Here is a 15,266-nt window from a genome sequence, read left to right on the forward strand (position 1 = left end):
TTTCAGGAGCAGGCGCATGCCCCTTCCGCTTCTCGTCCTCGCTTTGTCCGCGTTCGCCATCGGCACCACGGAATTCGTCATCATGGGGCTGCTGCCGGACGTGGCCGGCGACCTCGCGGTGTCCATCCCCAGCGCCGGCTGGCTGGTCAGCGGCTATGCCTTCGGCGTGGCCATCGGCGCGCCCATCATGGCGCTGCTGACCGCCAAGCTGCCGCGCAAGCGCGCGCTGCTGATGCTCATGGGCATCTTCATCCTCGGCAACTTCCTCTGCGCCGTCGCCGCCAGCTACGGCATGCTGATGCTGGCGCGGATCGTCACCGCGCTGTGCCATGGCGCCTTCTTCGGCATCGGTTCGGTGGTCGCCGCCGGCCTGGTGCCGGCCAACCGCCGGGCTTCCGCCGTGGCGCTGATGTTCACCGGACTGACCCTCGCCAACGTGCTCGGCGTGCCCCTGGGCACCGCGCTGGGCCAGGTCGCCGGCTGGCGCTCGACCTTCTGGGTGGTGACGGTGATCGGCGTGTTCGCGCTCATCGGCCTGTGGCGCATCCTGCCCGCCGGGCACGACGAAGAGGCCGTGGACCTGCGCCAGGAAGCCGCGGCCCTGCGCAGCGGCCAGCTGTGGCTGGCGCTGGCCACCACCGTGCTGTTCTCCGCCGCGGTGTTCGCCCTGTTCACCTACGTCGCGCCGCTGCTCGGCGAAGTCACCCAGGTGTCGCCGCGCGGCGTGACCTGGACCCTGGTGCTGATCGGCCTGGGCCTGACCTTCGGCAACATCCTCGGCGGCCGCCTCGCCGACTGGCGCCTGGGCACCACCCTGGCCGGGGTGTTCGCCACCATGGCCGTGGTTTCCGCGGCGCTGAGCTGGACCAGCCACTCGCTGCTGCCGGCCGAGATCACTCTGTTCGTCTGGGCCGCGGCCGCCTTCGCCGCCGTGCCGGCCCTGCAGGTCAACGTGGTGCGCGTCGGCCAGAGCGCGCCGAATCTCGTCGCCACCCTGAACATCGGCGCCTTCAACGTCGGCAACGCCATCGGCGCCTGGGTCGGCGGCAGCGTCATCGACCATGGCCTGGGGCTGACCCGCGTGCCCCTGGCCGGCGCCCTGCTCGCAGTACTGGCGCTGATCGCGGTGATGATCGCCTTCAGCGGCAAGCCCAACCAGACGCAGCCCGTCCTGGACTGAACCTATCGAACATCCACCGAACCCTCACCGAACATCCCGTAACGGAGCACCGCAGCAATGACCACGCTCTTCGACCCGATCACCCTCGGCGACCTGCAACTGCCGAACCGCATCATCATGGCCCCGCTGACCCGCTGCCGCGCCGACGAGGGCCGCGTGCCCAACGCGCTGATGGCCGAGTACTACACCCAGCGCGCCGACGCCGGCCTGATCCTCAGCGAAGCCACCTCGGTGACGCCCATGGGCGTCGGCTACCCCGACACCCCCGGCATCTGGTCCGACGACCAGGTGCGCGGCTGGAGCAACGTGACCAAGGCCGTGCACGCCAACGGCGGGCGCATCTTCCTGCAGCTGTGGCACGTCGGCCGCATCTCCGACCCGCTGTACCTGAACGGCGAAACGCCGGTGGCGCCCAGCGCCATCAAGCCGGCCGGCCACGTCAGCCTGGTGCGCCCGATCAAGGAGTTCGTCACCCCGCGCGCGCTGGAGACCGAAGAGATCGCCGACATCGTCGAGGCCTACCGCCAGGGCGCCGAGAACGCCAAGGCCGCCGGCTTCGACGGCGTGGAGATCCACGGCGCCAACGGCTACCTGCTCGACCAGTTCCTGCAGAGCAGCACCAACCAGCGCACCGACCAGTACGGCGGCTCCATCGAGAACCGCGCGCGCCTGCTGCTGGAAGTCACCGACGCCGCCATCGAAGTCTGGGGCGCCGGCCGCGTCGGCGTGCACCTGGCGCCGCGCATGGACTCCCACGACATGGGCGATGCCGACCCGCTGGCGACCTTCGGCTACGTGGCCCGCGAACTGGGCAAGCGCGGCATCGCCTTCATCTGCACCCGCGAGAAGGAAGGCCCCGACAGCATCGGCCCGAAACTGAAGGCAATCTTCGGCGGCCCGTACATCGCCAACGAGCGCTTCACCAAGGCCAGCGCCAACGCCTGGCTGGCCAGCGGCAAGGCGGACGCGGTGGCCTTCGGCATCCCCTTCATCGCCAACCCGGACCTGGTGGAACGCCTGGCCAAGGACGCGCCGCTGAACGAGCCGCATCCGGAGACCTTCTACGCCAAGGGGCCGGTCGGGTATCTGGATTACCCGCGGTTGTAAGGACAGGGCATGAAGAAAAGGGCGCCTCCTGGAGGCGCCCTTTTCGTTTGCGGCGGATATGTTGCCAACTGCGCCGGCGCGCTTTTCGTAGGATGGGTTGAGCCTGCGAAACCCATGCGGTGGTGGGTGATGGGGTATCGCTTCAGTTGAGGGTTAAGAGCCCCTCTCCCCAGCCCTCTCCCTGAAGGGAGAGGGGGCTAGACCGTGCCGAGAGGGGGCCTGGCTTTAACCGGCAGTCTCTGGGCTAGCCGGCTGACTCCATCCAAGCGCTCCGAACGGTCCCTCTCCCTTCCGGGAGAGAAAACGGAGCCAACCCAAAGCACGAAAGCCACCGGTGAATACCGTTACAAACCATGCAGGAGCGCGCCCTGCGCGCGAATCGCGGGCAGGGCCCGCTTGCGACAATAAATCTTAGCGAGGTCCCTCACTCGTCTGCCGCCTTGTTGCGTTCGTAAAAGAAGCAGACGCCGATGATGAAACCGAACAATCCCACTGTCGGCAAGTCGATCATCCACAGCCGGAATGGTGGCTGCCAATACATCAACACACCCCCTATCAACACCAGCGCCACCGCCAGCCAAGTCCTGCTGGAACTTTTCCTCACGCAGCGGAACAGCACCAGCATCAGGACAAAGGCGACGAACAGATGGATTAACTCGCTGAGCATCATGTCGGGTGGGCTCGGGTAATCAGAGTCGATTGCAAGGTGGCCTGGGGACCGATACCGCCACTGACACTGGCCGCCACGCTCAATATCCTGTCGCCGGCATGAAAACTCCTCAGCCGAGAAAGTGAGTACTTTCTTACCGCCCCACCTGCGGCAATACCGGCAAACTTGTTGCCGAAGCCTACCAGGCCCCCGGCAATGCCACTCAGGGTGAGCGCGACCTGGAGATTCTGCCTATTTAGAGCATCCGCCACTTGTCGAGTCAGCGGTTCGGACAGGGCGACTTCAAGACTGCATTCCCTGTCTTTGACCTGCATATAGTCGAAGACTTCAATGACGAAGTCGGCGACATCCTGATTCGGCAGCGACGTCGATGAATAGCGCAGCAACCTCAGGCGATTGCGTTCATGGGGCTGCAAACGGATGCTGGTCAGCGCAAAACAGATGCCCCGGCTGCTGCAAATCGATCGTTGTTGCGTCTCCACATACCGAGCCTTTGTCCATAAAAGGCCCTAGCAGAATGGAATCGCTTTGCCCGGCATAGCCCGCGGAGCACAAAGACGAAAGTGCTGACATGCATACAAGAGCCTGGACATTCCAGGTCGTATGAGCGCTATAGGATTTATCCGCGATCCAGCCCCAGTGCAGGCCTGATGCTTATCGCGGATAAGATTCGCTCCGCACATTCCCATGTAGGAGCGCGCCCTGCGCGCGAATCGCGGGCAGGGCCCGCTACACGGGGCTCAGCGATTGGTCAACTGCTGCTGGAGGTTCTGCACCTGTGCCTGCAGCGCGTTGATGTTGCGCGTGACCTGGGCGCGGAAGGCGTCGAACTCGGCGGTGCTGCCGCCCTGCTGGCCCTGCTTGCCCTCGACTTCGCTGCGCAGGATCAGCAGGTCGTCCTGGATGCTCTTGATCGACTGGCTCTGGTCGCCGCGCTTCTTCAGTGCCGCGATGTCGGCGCTCAGGCTCTGGATCTGCGTGTTGGCGGTGGCCAGGTCGCCCTGCAGGCTCTTCACCTTGGCCTGTTCGTCGGCCAGCGACTTGATCTTGCCGTCGAGCTGGGCGATCAGCTGCGCGGCGCTGTCCTGCTGGGCCTTGAGTTCGTTGCTCAGTTGGTCGAGGCGCTTGGCCTGCTGGCCGTCGATCTGCGACAGCGAGTCCTGCTGCTGGCGCGCCTGGTCGGCGAGCCGGCCCTGCAACTGCTTGACCTGCAGCTTGAGCTGCTCGCGCTCGCTGGTCACCGAGGACTCGTTCTGGACGAACTTGCCGCGGATGTCGTCGAGGCGGCCGGCGGCTTCCTCGCTGATCTTGGCGAAGCTTTCCTGGGTGGCGATCAGTTGGTGCTCCATCAGCGCCAATTGCTGGTGGCTCCACCAGGCCAGGCCGCCGAGGGCGATGGCCATGGCCGCCACCAGCGCCCACAGCGGCCCGGTGCTGGCGCCGCCCTTGGGCTGGGGCGCCAGGCGCTGGCCACCGGGCTCGTAGACGCGGCGCGGATGGTGGCCGAACTCGTCGCGGTCGGCGGCGTCGGTGGTCAGGCTGGGCACATCGTCGAAGTCGTCGAAACTGTCGTTACGCATGAAGGAAACCTGTGGGGGAAAGCGGCATGGCGCCTGCGCAGGGCGCAGTATATCCGTTCGCGCCGACGGCTTGGACAGCGCGCCATCGGGGGGCGCGGCGCACCGCGGCGGCGCGCACGGGCCCTGGCAGAGACCACGCCGGCGCGGCCGGGGTTCCCGCCAGGCCGCGGAAATAGTGGCAAGGCGACAGTATGGCATATGCCTTGCTCCGCCTCCGCACCGGCGCCGCCCTGGCGCCCACTGCGGGGAGGGAGTTGAGTGATCGAATTCAACAAGGCCATCCTGGACTGCATGCGCGAACTGCGCCGCCGTCTGCGCGAGGAACAGGCGCTGGACATCCGGTTCCAGCAAGCCGATGCCATCGCGCTCATGCTGCGCGCCTGCGAGGGCTCCAGCCGGGACGACACCCGCGAGCTGGGCCAGCGCCTCAGCGAGCTGAGCGGCGTGCGCCTGCCGCGGGTGGTGCAGGAGCCGAGCTTCCTGCCCAGCGAGTCCGGGCAGCGGCATTACTCGGGGCCGTTGCGCGGGTGACGGCGGGGTCGGGTGCAGCAGGATCCCGGGCGATGGGTTTCGCTGCGCTCTACCCATCCTACGAAAGCCGCGACGGATACGTCAGAGCCCGCTGGCTTTCCACCAGTCGCAGAATTCGTCCACCGCGTCCCACAGGCTGGCGCGCGGCTCGTAGCCGAGGAACTGGCGGGCGCGGCTGATATCCAGGCTGAAGTCCTTGGCCAGCACCGCCATGCCCATGCGCGTCAGCACCGGTTCGGGGCGGCCCGGGCGCAGGTAGCAGAGGCCTTCGTTCAGCGCCGCCACCGACCAGGCCAGGGGATAGGGCATGTGCGCGGTCACCGGCGGCAGGTCGAGGCGGCGCATCACGTAGTTGACCACGTCCCACAGCGGCACCGGCTGGCCGTTGCTGATGTTGTAGGCCTGGCCCAGCGCGGTGCCGGTGACCAGCAGCGCGCTGAACAGGGCGTCGTTGAGGTTCTGGATGCTGGTGAAGTCGACCTTGTTCAGACCCTTGCCGATGATCTTCAGCTTGCCCTTGCGCTGCGCCGCGATCATCCGCGGGAAGATGCTGGTGTCGCCGGCGCCGGTGACGAAGCGCGGGCGCAGCGCCAGCACCTCCAGGCCGAACTCGGCGGCGCCCAGGGCGACCTTCTCCGACTGGTACTTGGTGGCGCCGTAGTGGTTGGCGAAGCGCGTCGGCACCTGGTCCTCGTTCAGGCCGACGTGGGCGCGGCCGTCGAAGTAGATCGACGGCGAGGACAGATGCACCAGGCGCCGCACGCCCTGCTTCAGGCAGGCCTCGACCACGCTCTCGGTCATCACTACGTTGGCCTGGTGGAAGTGTTCGTAGGGGCCCCACACGCCCACCGCGCCGGCGCAGTGCACCACCGCATCGACGCCCTCGCACAGGCGCCGCACCAGGGCCGCGTCCGCCAGGTCGCCCGGCATGAACTCCGCGCCTCGCCGCACCAGCGGCTCCAGGGCCTCGGCGCGGCGGCCGTTGACGCGCACCGCCAGGCCCTGTTCCAGGGCGAAGCGGGCGAAACGCCCGCCGATGAACCCGCTGGCGCCGGTGACCAGAATCTTCATGCACGCACCTCTATAGTTGTTGTCTGCCGACTCTAGCAGGCCACCCGCCCGGCCACGCTGGCCGCGCACGCCAGAACGGCGTCCTTGCGAGCCGCCCGACTCGCGGCCGGGTGACAGCCGGCGTCGAGGCCGGTTAGAACCCCGGCGATCCTTCCCCGTTCCCTGTGCGAGGCCCCGAATGAGCAAGCCCTACTGGATGATCTACGGCGCCAACGGCTACACCGGCCGCCTGCTGGCCGAGGAGGCCCGACGCCAGGGCCTGAGCCCGCTGCTGGGCGGGCGCGATCCCGCCGCCGTGCAGGCGCTGGGCAGCGTGCTGGGCCTGGAGTGCCGGGTATTCGGCGCCGAGGGCGCGGGCGCGGCCCTGGCCGACGTCGCCGTGCTGGCCAACTGCGCCGGGCCCTTCTCCGCCACCGCCGCGCCGCTGCTGGAGGCGTGCCTGGCCAATGCCACGCACTACGTCGACATCACCGGCGAGATCGGCGTCTTCGAACACGCCCACGGCCTGGACGAACGCGCCCGCGCCGCCGGCTGCGTGGTCTGCCCCGGCGTCGGCTTCGACGTCATCCCCACCGACTGCGTCGCCGCCTGCCTGGCCGAGGCCCTACCCGATGCAACCCAACTGGCGCTGGGCTTCGACACCGGCAGCGGGCTCTCGCCGGGCACCGCCGCGACCACGGTGGAAGGCCTGAAGCTGGGCGGCAAGGTGCGCCGCGACGGCCGCCTGGTGGAGGTGCCGCTGGGCTACAAGCGCCGCGACATCGACTTCGGCCGCGGCCTCAAGCATGCCGTGAGCATTCCCTGGGGCGACGTCGCCACCGCCTTCTACAGCACCGGCATCCCCAACATCGAGGTGTACCTGCCGGCGCCGCCGCTGGCGGCCATGGGCATGCGCCTGATCGACCCACTACGCCCGCTGCTCGGCCGCGACGGCGTCCAGCACTGGCTCAAGCGCCAGGTGCAGCGGCGCGTGAAGGGCCCCGACGAGCAGGCGCGCGGCCGGTTGCGCACCTGGGTCTGGGGCGAGGTGCGCAACGGCCGCGGCGAGCGGCGCACGGCGCGCCTGGAGACCGCCAACGGCTACGACGTCACCGTGCACGGCGTGCTCCTGGCCGTGCGCCACCTGCTCGGCCACGACGGCCCCGGCGGCTACTTCACGCCCTCGCAGCTGTTCGGCCCGCGCTGCGTGGAGGCCCTGCCGGGCAGCGGGCGCATCGTCATCCGCGGCTGATCGGCACCAGGCTGGCGGCGGCCCGGCGCAGCAGGTGGGCGGTCAGCGCGGCGAGCAGCTCGCCGCCGTTGCGCCAGTGGTGCCAGTACAGCGGCACGTCGATGACCTGGCCCGGCAGCAGTTCCACCAGCTCGCCGCGGGCCAGTTCGCCCTGCACCTGCTGCTCCGGCACCAGGCCCCAGCCCAGGCCGCCGCAGGTCATGCGCACGAAGCCCTCGGACGAGGGGCACAGGTGGTAGATGAAGGTGCCGTCCACGCCGAGGTCGGCAAGGTAGCGGTGCTGCAACTGGTCATCCGGGCCGTAGACGATCGCCGGCGCCCGCGCCAGGGCCTCGACGCGCACGCCCTCGGGGAAATGCCGGGCGACGAACGCCGGGCTGGCCAGGCCGCGGTAGCGCATCGCTCCCAGCGGCTCGCTGCGCGCACCCGCCACCGGCCGCGGGCTGGCGCACAGGCAGCCGGCCACCTCGCCGGCGCGCATGCGCTTGAGGCCCACCTCCTGGTCTTCCACCACCAGGTCCAGCAGCACCCGGCGCTCGGCGCAGAAATCACCGATGGCAGCGGCCCACCAGGTCGCCAGGCTGTCGGCGTTGAGCGCCAGGCGCAGGCGCTCGGGCGAGCCGCCCTCGTCCAGCGCCGGCACCCACTGCTGCAGGTCGCCCTCCAGCAGGCGCACCTGCTGCACGTGGTTGAGCAGGCGGCGGCCCAGCTCGGTGGGCTGCGGCCGCGCCGCGCGCACCAGCACCGGCTGGCCGACGCGCGCTTCGAGCAGCTTGATGCGCTGCGAGATCGCCGACTGCGACAGGCCCAAGGCCTGGGCGCCGCGTTCGAAGCCGCCCTGCTCCACCACCGCCGCCAGGGCGGCCAGCAACTTGTAGTCGAACATCAGTTTTCCTAATGAGACATCAACAGGATTCGTTTTCCTTATACAGGCACAACCCCCAGACTCGCCAGGCATTCCCCCTCGAACCCGCCCACCGGAGCCCGACCATGCCTGGCCTGACCCTCTCCGTTTCCTCGCTGCCCCGCCAGTGCTCCAACTGCCAAGGGAGAGCCTGAACATGTGGCAGAGCTACCTCAACGGCCTGCTGGTGGCCGCCGGCCTGATCATCGCCATCGGCGCGCAGAACGCCTTCGTCCTGGCCCAGAGCCTGCGCCGCGAGCACCACCTTTCGGTGGCCGCGCTCTGCGTGCTGTGCGACGCCGTACTGGTCAGCGCCGGGGTGTTCGGCCTGGCCAAGGTGCTGGCGGAAAACCCCACGCTGCTGGCCGTGGCCCGCTGGGGCGGGGTGATCTTCCTGACCTGGTACGGCGCCAAGGCGCTGCGCCGCGCCATCGCCCCGCAGGCCATGGGCGAGGCCGGGCAGACCGGTCCGCGCTCGCGCCGCGCGGTGCTGATGGCGGCGCTGGCGGTGACCCTGCTCAACCCCCACGTGTACCTGGACACCGTGCTGCTGATCGGCTCCCTCGGCGCCCAGCAGGCCGCCCCCGGCGCCTATGCCATGGGCGCGGCCAGCGCCTCGCTGCTATGGTTCTTCACCCTGGCCCTGGGCGCCGCCTGGCTCGCGCCCTGGCTGGCGCGCCCGGCCACCTGGCGCCTGGTCGACCTGATGGTGGCGGTGATGATGCTCGGCATGGCCAGCCAACTGGTGTTCGCCGCCTGAGCCCGGCGACGAAACAGATCGAACCCCGAAGCCTCGCGGCAGTCGACCCCAGTGCGCGGGAACGCCCCGCACCGGCACTGGCGCGCGGCTTTGCCCCTACAGTTGCTGCGTGGATATGCCGGGGGGCGGGTGCTATGATCCGAGGTTCGCGGCGCCAGCCTGCCAGGCCTGCTGGACGCACCCGACGCGCGCCTCGCTCTGCGGAGCAGGGGCGCTACGTACGGATGCCGCGACAATCACCGAACCGGCCCCGTGTACCGGTCGCGCGTTCGCCGCGCTAGCCCTGACCTGAGGAAATAGGAGAAACACCATGGCTTTCGAATTGCCGCCGCTGCCTTACGCCAAGAACGCCCTTGAGCCGCACATTTCCGCGGAAACCCTCGAATACCACCACGACAAGCACCACAACACCTACGTCGTGAACCTGAACAACCTGATCCCGGGCACCGAGTTCGAAGGCAAGAGCCTGGAAGACATCGTCAAGACCTCTTCGGGCGGCATCTTCAACAACGCGGCCCAGGTGTGGAACCACACCTTCTACTGGGAATGCCTGGCTCCCAACGGCGGTGGCCAGCCCACCGGCGCCCTGGCCGATGCCATCAACGCCGCCTTCGGTTCCTTCGACAAGTTCAAGGAAGAGTTCACCAAGACCGCCATCGGCACCTTCGGCTCCGGCTGGGCCTGGCTGGTGAAGAAGGCCGACGGCTCCCTGGCCCTGGCCAGCACCATCGGCGCCGGCAACCCGCTGACCAGCGGCGACACCCCGCTGCTGACCTGCGACGTGTGGGAACACGCCTACTACATCGACTACCGCAACCTGCGTCCGAAGTACGTCGAAGCCTTCTGGAACCTGGTCAACTGGGACTACGTGGCGAAGAACTTCGCTGCCTGATACCCTCGGTTGCTCCGCGGAAACCCGGCCTGAAGCCGGGTTTCTGCTTTCTGCGCGCCAGAAGGACAAGGCTCGGCTAACCTGAGAGTCGGATTTGGTCGGAAAAAGGGTGATGGCCCTTTGACGTCAAAGCTCCGTTTGCCAATACTCAGACCTGTCTTTCGCCGGATGGCGATGAACAAGGAAAGCACCCTTGAAACTGGACCCCCGGCACAGGCTCTCCCTCAAGCTGCTGCGCGTCGTATTGCTCGCGGCGCTGGTGGTGGGTGTCGTCCTGAGTTGCGCGCAGATCGTCTTCGACGCCCACAAGGCGCGGCAGGCGGTGCACAACGACGCCCAGCGGATCCTCGCCATGGTCCGCGACCCGTCCACCCAGGCGGTGTACAGCCTGGACCGCGACATGGCCATGCAGGTGCTCGAAGGCCTGTTCCAGCATGAAGCGGTGCGCTACGCCGCCATCGGCCACCCCGACGAACCCATGCTGGCGGAGAAATCCCGCCCGCTGCTGGACTCCCCCACCCGCTGGCTCACCGACCCCATCCTCGGCCCCGAGCAGCACTATTCCATCCGCCTGGTCGGCCGCGGCGAGCCCGGCGAATACTACGGCGACCTGAAGATCACCCTGGACACCGCGCCCTACGGCCAGGACTTCGTGGTCACCTCGGTGATCATCTTCCTCTCCGGCATCCTCCGCGCCCTGGCCATGGGCCTGGTGCTGTTCCTGGTCTACCACTGGCTGCTGACCAAGCCGCTGTGGCGCATCATCGACCACCTCACCAGCATCAACCCCGACCGCCCCGGCGAGCACAAGCTGCCGATGCTGGCCGGCCACGAGCACAACGAACTGGGGCTGTGGATCAACACCGCCAACCAGTTGCTGGAATCCATCGAGCGCAACGGCCACCTGCGCCGCGAGGCGGAGAACAGCCTGCTGCGCATCTCCCAGTACGACTTCCTCACCGGCCTGCCGAACCGCAAGCTGCTGCAGCAGCGCCTGGACCAGATACTCGCCGACGCCGGCCGCGAGGAGCGCCGCGTGGCGGTGCTGTGCCTGGGCCTGGACGACTTCAAGGGCATCAACGAACAGCACGGCTACCAGTTCGGCGACCAACTGCTGATCGCCCTGGCCGACCGCCTGCGTGGCCACAGCGCCCAGCTCGGCGCCCTGGCGCGCCTGGGCGGCGACCAGTTCGCCCTGGTCCAGGCCGACATCGAGCAGCCCTACGAGGCGGCGGAACTGGCCCAGCAGATCCTCGACGACCTGGAGCTGCCCTTCCAGCTCGACGAGCAGCCGGTGCAGCTGCGCGCCACCATCGGCATCACCCTCTACCCCGAGGATGGCGAGAGCACCGAGAAGCTGCTGCAGAAGGCCGAGCAGACCATGACCCTGGCCAAGACCCGCTCGCGCAACCGCTACCAGTTCTACATCGCCAGCGTCGACAGCGAGATGCGCCGCCGCCGCGAGCTGGAGAAGGACCTGCGCGAGGCGTTGTCGCGCAACGAGCTGCACATCGTCTACCAGCCGCAGGTGGACTACCGCGACCACCGCGTGGTCGGCGTCGAGGCCCTGCTGCGCTGGCAGCACCCGACCCAGGGCTGGGTCGCGCCGGACCTGTTCATCCCCCTGGCCGAGCAGAACGGCAGCATCTTCTCCATCGGCGAATGGGTGCTCGACCAGTCCTGCAAGCAACTGCGCGAATGGCACGACCAGGGCTTCGACGACCTGCGCCTGGCGGTCAACCTGTCCACCGTGCAGCTGCGCCACAACGCCCTGCCCAGGGTGGTCAGCAACCTGTTGCAGATCCACCGCCTGCCGCCGCGCTCGCTGGAGCTGGAAGTCACCGAGACCGGCCTGATGGAAGACATCTCCACCGCCGCCCAGCACCTGCTCAGCCTGCGCCGCGCCGGCGCGCTGATCGCCATCGACGACTTCGGCACCGGCTACTCCTCGCTCAGCTACCTGAAGAGCCTGCCGCTGGACAAGATCAAGATCGACAAGAGCTTCGTCCAGGACCTGCTGCAGGACGACGACGACGCCACCATCGTCCGGGCCATCATCCAGTTGGGCAAGAGCCTGGGCATGCAGGTCATCGCCGAGGGCGTGGAGACCCTCGAGCAGGAGGCCTACATCATCGACCAGGGCTGCCACGAGGGGCAGGGCTACCTGTACAGCAAGCCGCTGCCGGCGCGCGAGCTGACCCTCTATCTGAAGCAGGCGCGGCGCCTGGCCGAGGCCGCCGGCAGCTCCAGCATCGAACGCCGCTGATCCCCCCGTTGTGAAGGCTGCTGGCAAATCGCAAGCGCGGCCTTTTCAAAAATGCAAATCTTTCGCATTATGTTGCCGCTTTCTTTGCGCATCCTATTTTCGCGCCACCCCATGCTAAGGAACCCGTCATGACTCGTATGCCCTGGGCCACCGCCAGCCTGCTGGCCATCGCCATCTCCCTCGCCGGCTGCGGCGACGACAAGAAAGAAGCTTCCGCCCCGGCCAGCCAGGCAGCCACCCCGGCCGCCAGCACCCAGAGCGCCGCCCCGGCCGCCGCCAAGGTCGACGAGGCCGCGGTCAAGGCCGTGGTGAAGAACTACGCGGACATGGCGGAGGCCGTCTTCAGCGACTCCCTGACTACCGCCCAGGCCCTGCAGAAGGCCGTCGACGCCTTCCTCGCCAAGCCCAGCGAAGAAACCCTCAAGGCCGCCCGCGAGGCCTGGCTGGCCGCGCGCGTGCCCTACTCGCAGAGCGAAGCCTTCCGCTTCGGCAACAAGGTCGTCGACGACTGGGAAGGCGCGGTCAACGCCTGGCCGCTGGACGAAGGCCTGATCGACTACGTCGCCAAGGACTACCAGCACGCCGAGGGCAACCCGGCCGCCAGCGCCAACATCGTCGCCAACACCGAGATCCAGGTCGGCGAAGACAAGATCGACGTCAAGGAAATCACTGGCGAGAAGCTGGCCAGCCTGAACGAAGTGGCCGGTTCCGAAGCCAACGTCGCCACCGGCTACCACGCCATCGAGTTCCTCCTCTGGGGCCAGGACCTCAACGGCACCAAGCCCGGCGCCGGCAACCGCCCCTACACCGACTACGTCCAGGGCAAGGACTGCAGCAACGGTCACTGCGACCGTCGCGCGGCCTACCTGAAGGCCGTCACCGACCTGCTGGTGGCCCAGCTGGAAGAAATGGTCGGCAACTGGAAGGCCGGCGTCGCCGACAACTACCGCGCCAAGCTGGAAGCCGACGGCGCCGACGCCAACCTGCGCAAGATCTTCTTCGGCATGGGCAGCCTGTCCCTGGGCGAGCTGGCCGGCGAGCGCATGAAGGTGGCCCTGGAAGCCAACTCCACCGAAGACGAGCACGACTGCTTCAGCGACAACACCCACCACACCCTGTACTTCAACGCCGAAGGCATCCGCAACATCTACCTGGGCGAGTACAAGCGCGTGGACGGCAGCGTGGTCAAGGGCCCGAGCGTGGCCGACCTGGTGGCCAAGGCCGATGCCCAGGCCAACACCGACCTGAAGGCCGACCTCGACGCCACCCAGGCCAAGATGCAGGCCATCGTCGACCGCGCCGAGAAGGATGGCGTGCACTTCGACCAGATGATCGCCCCGGCCGACGAGGCCGACCACAAGATCATCAGCGACGCCATCGCTTCCCTGGTCAAGCAGACCGGCGCCATCGAGAAAGCCGCCGCCGCCCTGGGCATCCAGGACCTGAAGCCGGACAACGCCGATCACCAGTTCTGATCGACGCCCGCGCTGCGGCAACCGGCCGCAGCGCACTGGCCAAGCCAAGGCCCCGTGAACCGGGGCCTTGGCGTTTCATCCGGGCCACACGGCAATAGCGAATACAAATTTTTCATATTTGCATTTGCCCAACTGCTAAGATGGCCCGCCCGTTTTTCAGCCTGGATCGCCTCGATGTACCGCCGTCCAACCGCAGCCCTCGCCGCCCTGCTCGCCACCCTGGCCCTCGCCGGCTGCGGTCGCGAAGAGCCCAAGGCGGTGGCCGAACCGGGCGAGGCCCTGTCCGGCGGCGGCGCCACCGTGTACCAGGCCGACCGCAACGCCTACTCCATGCCCTCGGGCAACCTCACGCCCAGCCGCCGCCTGGACTTCAGCGTGGGCAACAGCTTCTTCCGCAACCCCTGGGTGATCGCGCCCACCACCACCACCGCGCGCGACGGCCTGGGGCCGCTGTACAACACCAACGCCTGCCAGAACTGCCACATCAAGGACGGCCGCGGCCATCCGCCGGGGCCCAAGGACATCAACGCGGTGTCCATGCTGGTGCGCCTGTCGATTCCCGCCGGCGCCGAGGACGCACGCACGCTCAAGCGCCTGGGCGTGGTGCCCGAGCCGGTCTACGGCGGCCAGCTGCAGGACTCGGCGATTCCCGGCGTGGCCCCCGAGGCGCGGGTGCGCATGGACTACCAGCCGGTGAAGGTGAGCTTCAAGGACGGCACCGAGGTCGAGCTGCGCAAGCCCATCCTGCGCCTCACCGAGCTGGGCTACGGCCCCATGCACCCGGACACCCAGTTCTCCGCCCGCGTCGCCCCGCCGATGATCGGCCTGGGCCTGCTGGAGGCCATCCCCGAAGCGGCGATCCTGGCCAATGCCGACGCCGAGGACCGCAACGGCGACGGCATCCGCGGCCGCGCCAACCGCGTCTGGGACGACGCCCGCCAGCAGACCGTGCTCGGCCGCTTCGGCTGGAAGGCCGGGCAACCCGACGTGGCGCAGCAGAATGCCCACGCCTTCTCCGGCGACATGGGCCTGACCAGCCCCCTGCTGCCCAGCGACGACTGCACCGAGGCCCAGGTCGACTGCCGCCAGGCCGTCGACGGCGGCAAGCCCGAGGTCAGCCAGCGCATCTTCGACCAGGTCGCCTTCTACGCGCGCAACCTCGCGGTGCCGGCGCGGCGCAAGGTCGACGACCCGCAGGTGCTGGCCGGCAAGGCGCTGTTCCACCAGGCCGGCTGCGCCGGCTGCCACACCCCGAAGTTCACCACCGGGCCCGACGCCGCCGAGCCGGAGCTGGCCAACCAGGTGATCCGCCCCTACAGCGACCTTCTACTACATGACATGGGCGAGGGACTCGCGGACAATCGCCCGGAATTTCTCGCCAGCGGACGCGACTGGCGCACCCCGCCGCTGTGGGGCATAGGCCTGACCGAGGTGGTCAACGGCCATACCCAGTTCCTCCACGACGGGCGCGCGCGCAACCTGCTGGAAGCCGTGCTCTGGCACGGCGGCGAGGCCGAGGCGGCCAGGCAGCGGGTACTGGCCTTCGACGCCGCGCAGCGCAGCGCCCTGCTGGACTTCCTGAATTCACTCTAAGGAGCC

14 protein-coding genes are annotated in these 15,266 nt (G+C 68.3%); 9 read left to right on the top strand and 5 right to left on the bottom strand.

Translation table 11 applies throughout. The features are described 5' to 3' along the window. Window positions 1-16: 16 nt before the first annotated feature. Window positions 17-1,180, top strand: coding sequence for an MFS transporter (locus RN02_RS08255; RefSeq protein ID WP_043314047.1), 1,164 nt, complete (start codon window positions 17-19; stop codon window positions 1,178-1,180). 57 nt (window positions 1,181-1,237) lie between these two features. After that, entirely contained in the window at window positions 1,238-2,287 is a 1,050-nt protein-coding gene (locus RN02_RS08260) for an alkene reductase (protein ID WP_043314048.1), read from the top strand. A gap of 424 nt (window positions 2,288-2,711) precedes the next feature. Here RN02_RS08260 and RN02_RS08265 read toward each other — a convergent pair whose 3' ends face one another. The 3 genes from RN02_RS08265 to RN02_RS08275 form a co-directional block, all read right to left on the bottom strand. After that, window positions 2,712-2,957 carry a hypothetical protein gene (locus RN02_RS08265; RefSeq protein WP_009615887.1) on the bottom strand — a complete coding sequence of 82 codons (246 nt, stop codon included), beginning with the start codon at window positions 2,955-2,957 and terminating at the stop codon, window positions 2,712-2,714. Then, complete coding sequence (locus RN02_RS08270) at window positions 2,954-3,439, bottom strand: hypothetical protein (RefSeq protein ID WP_043314049.1); 486 nt, start codon at window positions 3,437-3,439, stop codon at window positions 2,954-2,956. Before RN02_RS08270 ends, RN02_RS08265 begins: the two co-directional genes overlap by 4 nt. A 258-nt stretch (window positions 3,440-3,697) precedes the next feature. Next, the gene (locus tag RN02_RS08275; RefSeq protein WP_043314050.1) at window positions 3,698-4,537 is read right to left on the bottom strand and encodes an ATPase; all 840 of its coding nucleotides are present in this window, start codon (window positions 4,535-4,537) and stop codon (window positions 3,698-3,700) included. Between the two features lie 261 nt (window positions 4,538-4,798). On the opposite strand from RN02_RS08275, the gene RN02_RS08280 reads away from it, so the two are divergent. Beyond that, entirely contained in the window at window positions 4,799-5,068 is a 270-nt protein-coding gene (locus RN02_RS08280; protein ID WP_024128440.1) for a hypothetical protein, read from the top strand. Window positions 5,069-5,149: 81 nt separating this feature from the next. Here RN02_RS08280 and RN02_RS08285 read toward each other — a convergent pair whose 3' ends face one another. After that, on the bottom strand, window positions 5,150-6,139 hold the full coding sequence (locus tag RN02_RS08285; RefSeq protein ID WP_043314051.1) for an NAD-dependent epimerase/dehydratase family protein: 990 nt from the start codon (window positions 6,137-6,139) through the stop codon (window positions 5,150-5,152). Window positions 6,140-6,317: 178 nt separating this feature from the next. On the opposite strand from RN02_RS08285, the gene RN02_RS08290 reads away from it, so the two are divergent. Then, window positions 6,318-7,370: a saccharopine dehydrogenase family protein gene (locus RN02_RS08290; protein ID WP_043314052.1), complete on the top strand. Its 1,053-nt coding sequence runs from the start codon at window positions 6,318-6,320 to the stop codon at window positions 7,368-7,370. Here RN02_RS08290 and RN02_RS08295 read toward each other — a convergent pair. Further along, window positions 7,357-8,256, bottom strand: coding sequence for a LysR family transcriptional regulator ArgP (locus tag RN02_RS08295; protein WP_009615882.1), 900 nt, complete (start codon window positions 8,254-8,256; stop codon window positions 7,357-7,359). The genes RN02_RS08290 and RN02_RS08295 overlap by 14 nt on opposite strands. 175 nt (window positions 8,257-8,431) lie before the next feature. On the opposite strand from RN02_RS08295, the gene RN02_RS08300 reads away from it, so the two are divergent. The 5 genes from RN02_RS08300 to RN02_RS08320 all read left to right on the top strand — a co-directional run bounded on the left by RN02_RS08300 (window position 8,432) and on the right by RN02_RS08320 (window position 15,260). Next, window positions 8,432-9,034: a LysE/ArgO family amino acid transporter gene (locus RN02_RS08300; RefSeq protein ID WP_043314053.1), complete on the top strand. Its 603-nt coding sequence runs from the start codon at window positions 8,432-8,434 to the stop codon at window positions 9,032-9,034. Between the two features lie 310 nt (window positions 9,035-9,344). Continuing rightward, window positions 9,345-9,926, top strand: coding sequence for a superoxide dismutase [Fe] (sodB, locus tag RN02_RS08305; RefSeq protein WP_043314054.1), 582 nt, complete (start codon window positions 9,345-9,347; stop codon window positions 9,924-9,926). Window positions 9,927-10,119: 193 nt separating this feature from the next. Further along, window positions 10,120-12,192 carry a putative bifunctional diguanylate cyclase/phosphodiesterase gene (locus RN02_RS08310; protein WP_043314055.1) on the top strand — a complete coding sequence of 691 codons (2,073 nt, stop codon included), beginning with the start codon at window positions 10,120-10,122 and terminating at the stop codon, window positions 12,190-12,192. 128 nt (window positions 12,193-12,320) lie between these two features. After that, complete coding sequence (locus tag RN02_RS08315; RefSeq protein ID WP_043314056.1) at window positions 12,321-13,667, top strand: imelysin family protein; 1,347 nt, start codon at window positions 12,321-12,323, stop codon at window positions 13,665-13,667. 174 nt (window positions 13,668-13,841) lie between these two features. Continuing rightward, window positions 13,842-15,260 carry a di-heme oxidoreductase family protein gene (locus RN02_RS08320; protein ID WP_043314057.1) on the top strand — a complete coding sequence of 473 codons (1,419 nt, stop codon included), beginning with the start codon at window positions 13,842-13,844 and terminating at the stop codon, window positions 15,258-15,260. Window positions 15,261-15,266: the final 6 nt, after the last annotated feature.

This window comes from Pseudomonas sp. PI1, assembly GCF_000812405.1.
GTDB classification, from domain to species: domain Bacteria; phylum Pseudomonadota; class Gammaproteobacteria; order Pseudomonadales; family Pseudomonadaceae; genus Pseudomonas; species Pseudomonas citronellolis.

Coding starts and splice junctions, on each gene's coding strand:
- RN02_RS08275 (WP_043314050.1), bottom strand. CDS start 4,537: ATGCGTAACGACAGTTTCGACGACTTCGACGATGTGCCCAGCCTGACC.
- sodB (WP_043314054.1), top strand. CDS start 9,345: ATGGCTTTCGAATTGCCGCCGCTGCCTTACGCCAAGAACGCCCTTGAG.
- RN02_RS08315 (WP_043314056.1), top strand. CDS start 12,321: ATGACTCGTATGCCCTGGGCCACCGCCAGCCTGCTGGCCATCGCCATC.
- RN02_RS08320 (WP_043314057.1), top strand. CDS start 13,842: ATGTACCGCCGTCCAACCGCAGCCCTCGCCGCCCTGCTCGCCACCCTG.
- RN02_RS08260 (WP_043314048.1), top strand. CDS start 1,238: ATGACCACGCTCTTCGACCCGATCACCCTCGGCGACCTGCAACTGCCG.
- RN02_RS08265 (WP_009615887.1), bottom strand. CDS start 2,957: ATGATGCTCAGCGAGTTAATCCATCTGTTCGTCGCCTTTGTCCTGATG.
- RN02_RS08255 (WP_043314047.1), top strand. CDS start 17: ATGCCCCTTCCGCTTCTCGTCCTCGCTTTGTCCGCGTTCGCCATCGGC.
- RN02_RS08290 (WP_043314052.1), top strand. CDS start 6,318: ATGAGCAAGCCCTACTGGATGATCTACGGCGCCAACGGCTACACCGGC.
- RN02_RS08285 (WP_043314051.1), bottom strand. CDS start 6,139: ATGAAGATTCTGGTCACCGGCGCCAGCGGGTTCATCGGCGGGCGTTTC.
- RN02_RS08295 (WP_009615882.1), bottom strand. CDS start 8,256: ATGTTCGACTACAAGTTGCTGGCCGCCCTGGCGGCGGTGGTGGAGCAG.
- RN02_RS08300 (WP_043314053.1), top strand. CDS start 8,432: ATGTGGCAGAGCTACCTCAACGGCCTGCTGGTGGCCGCCGGCCTGATC.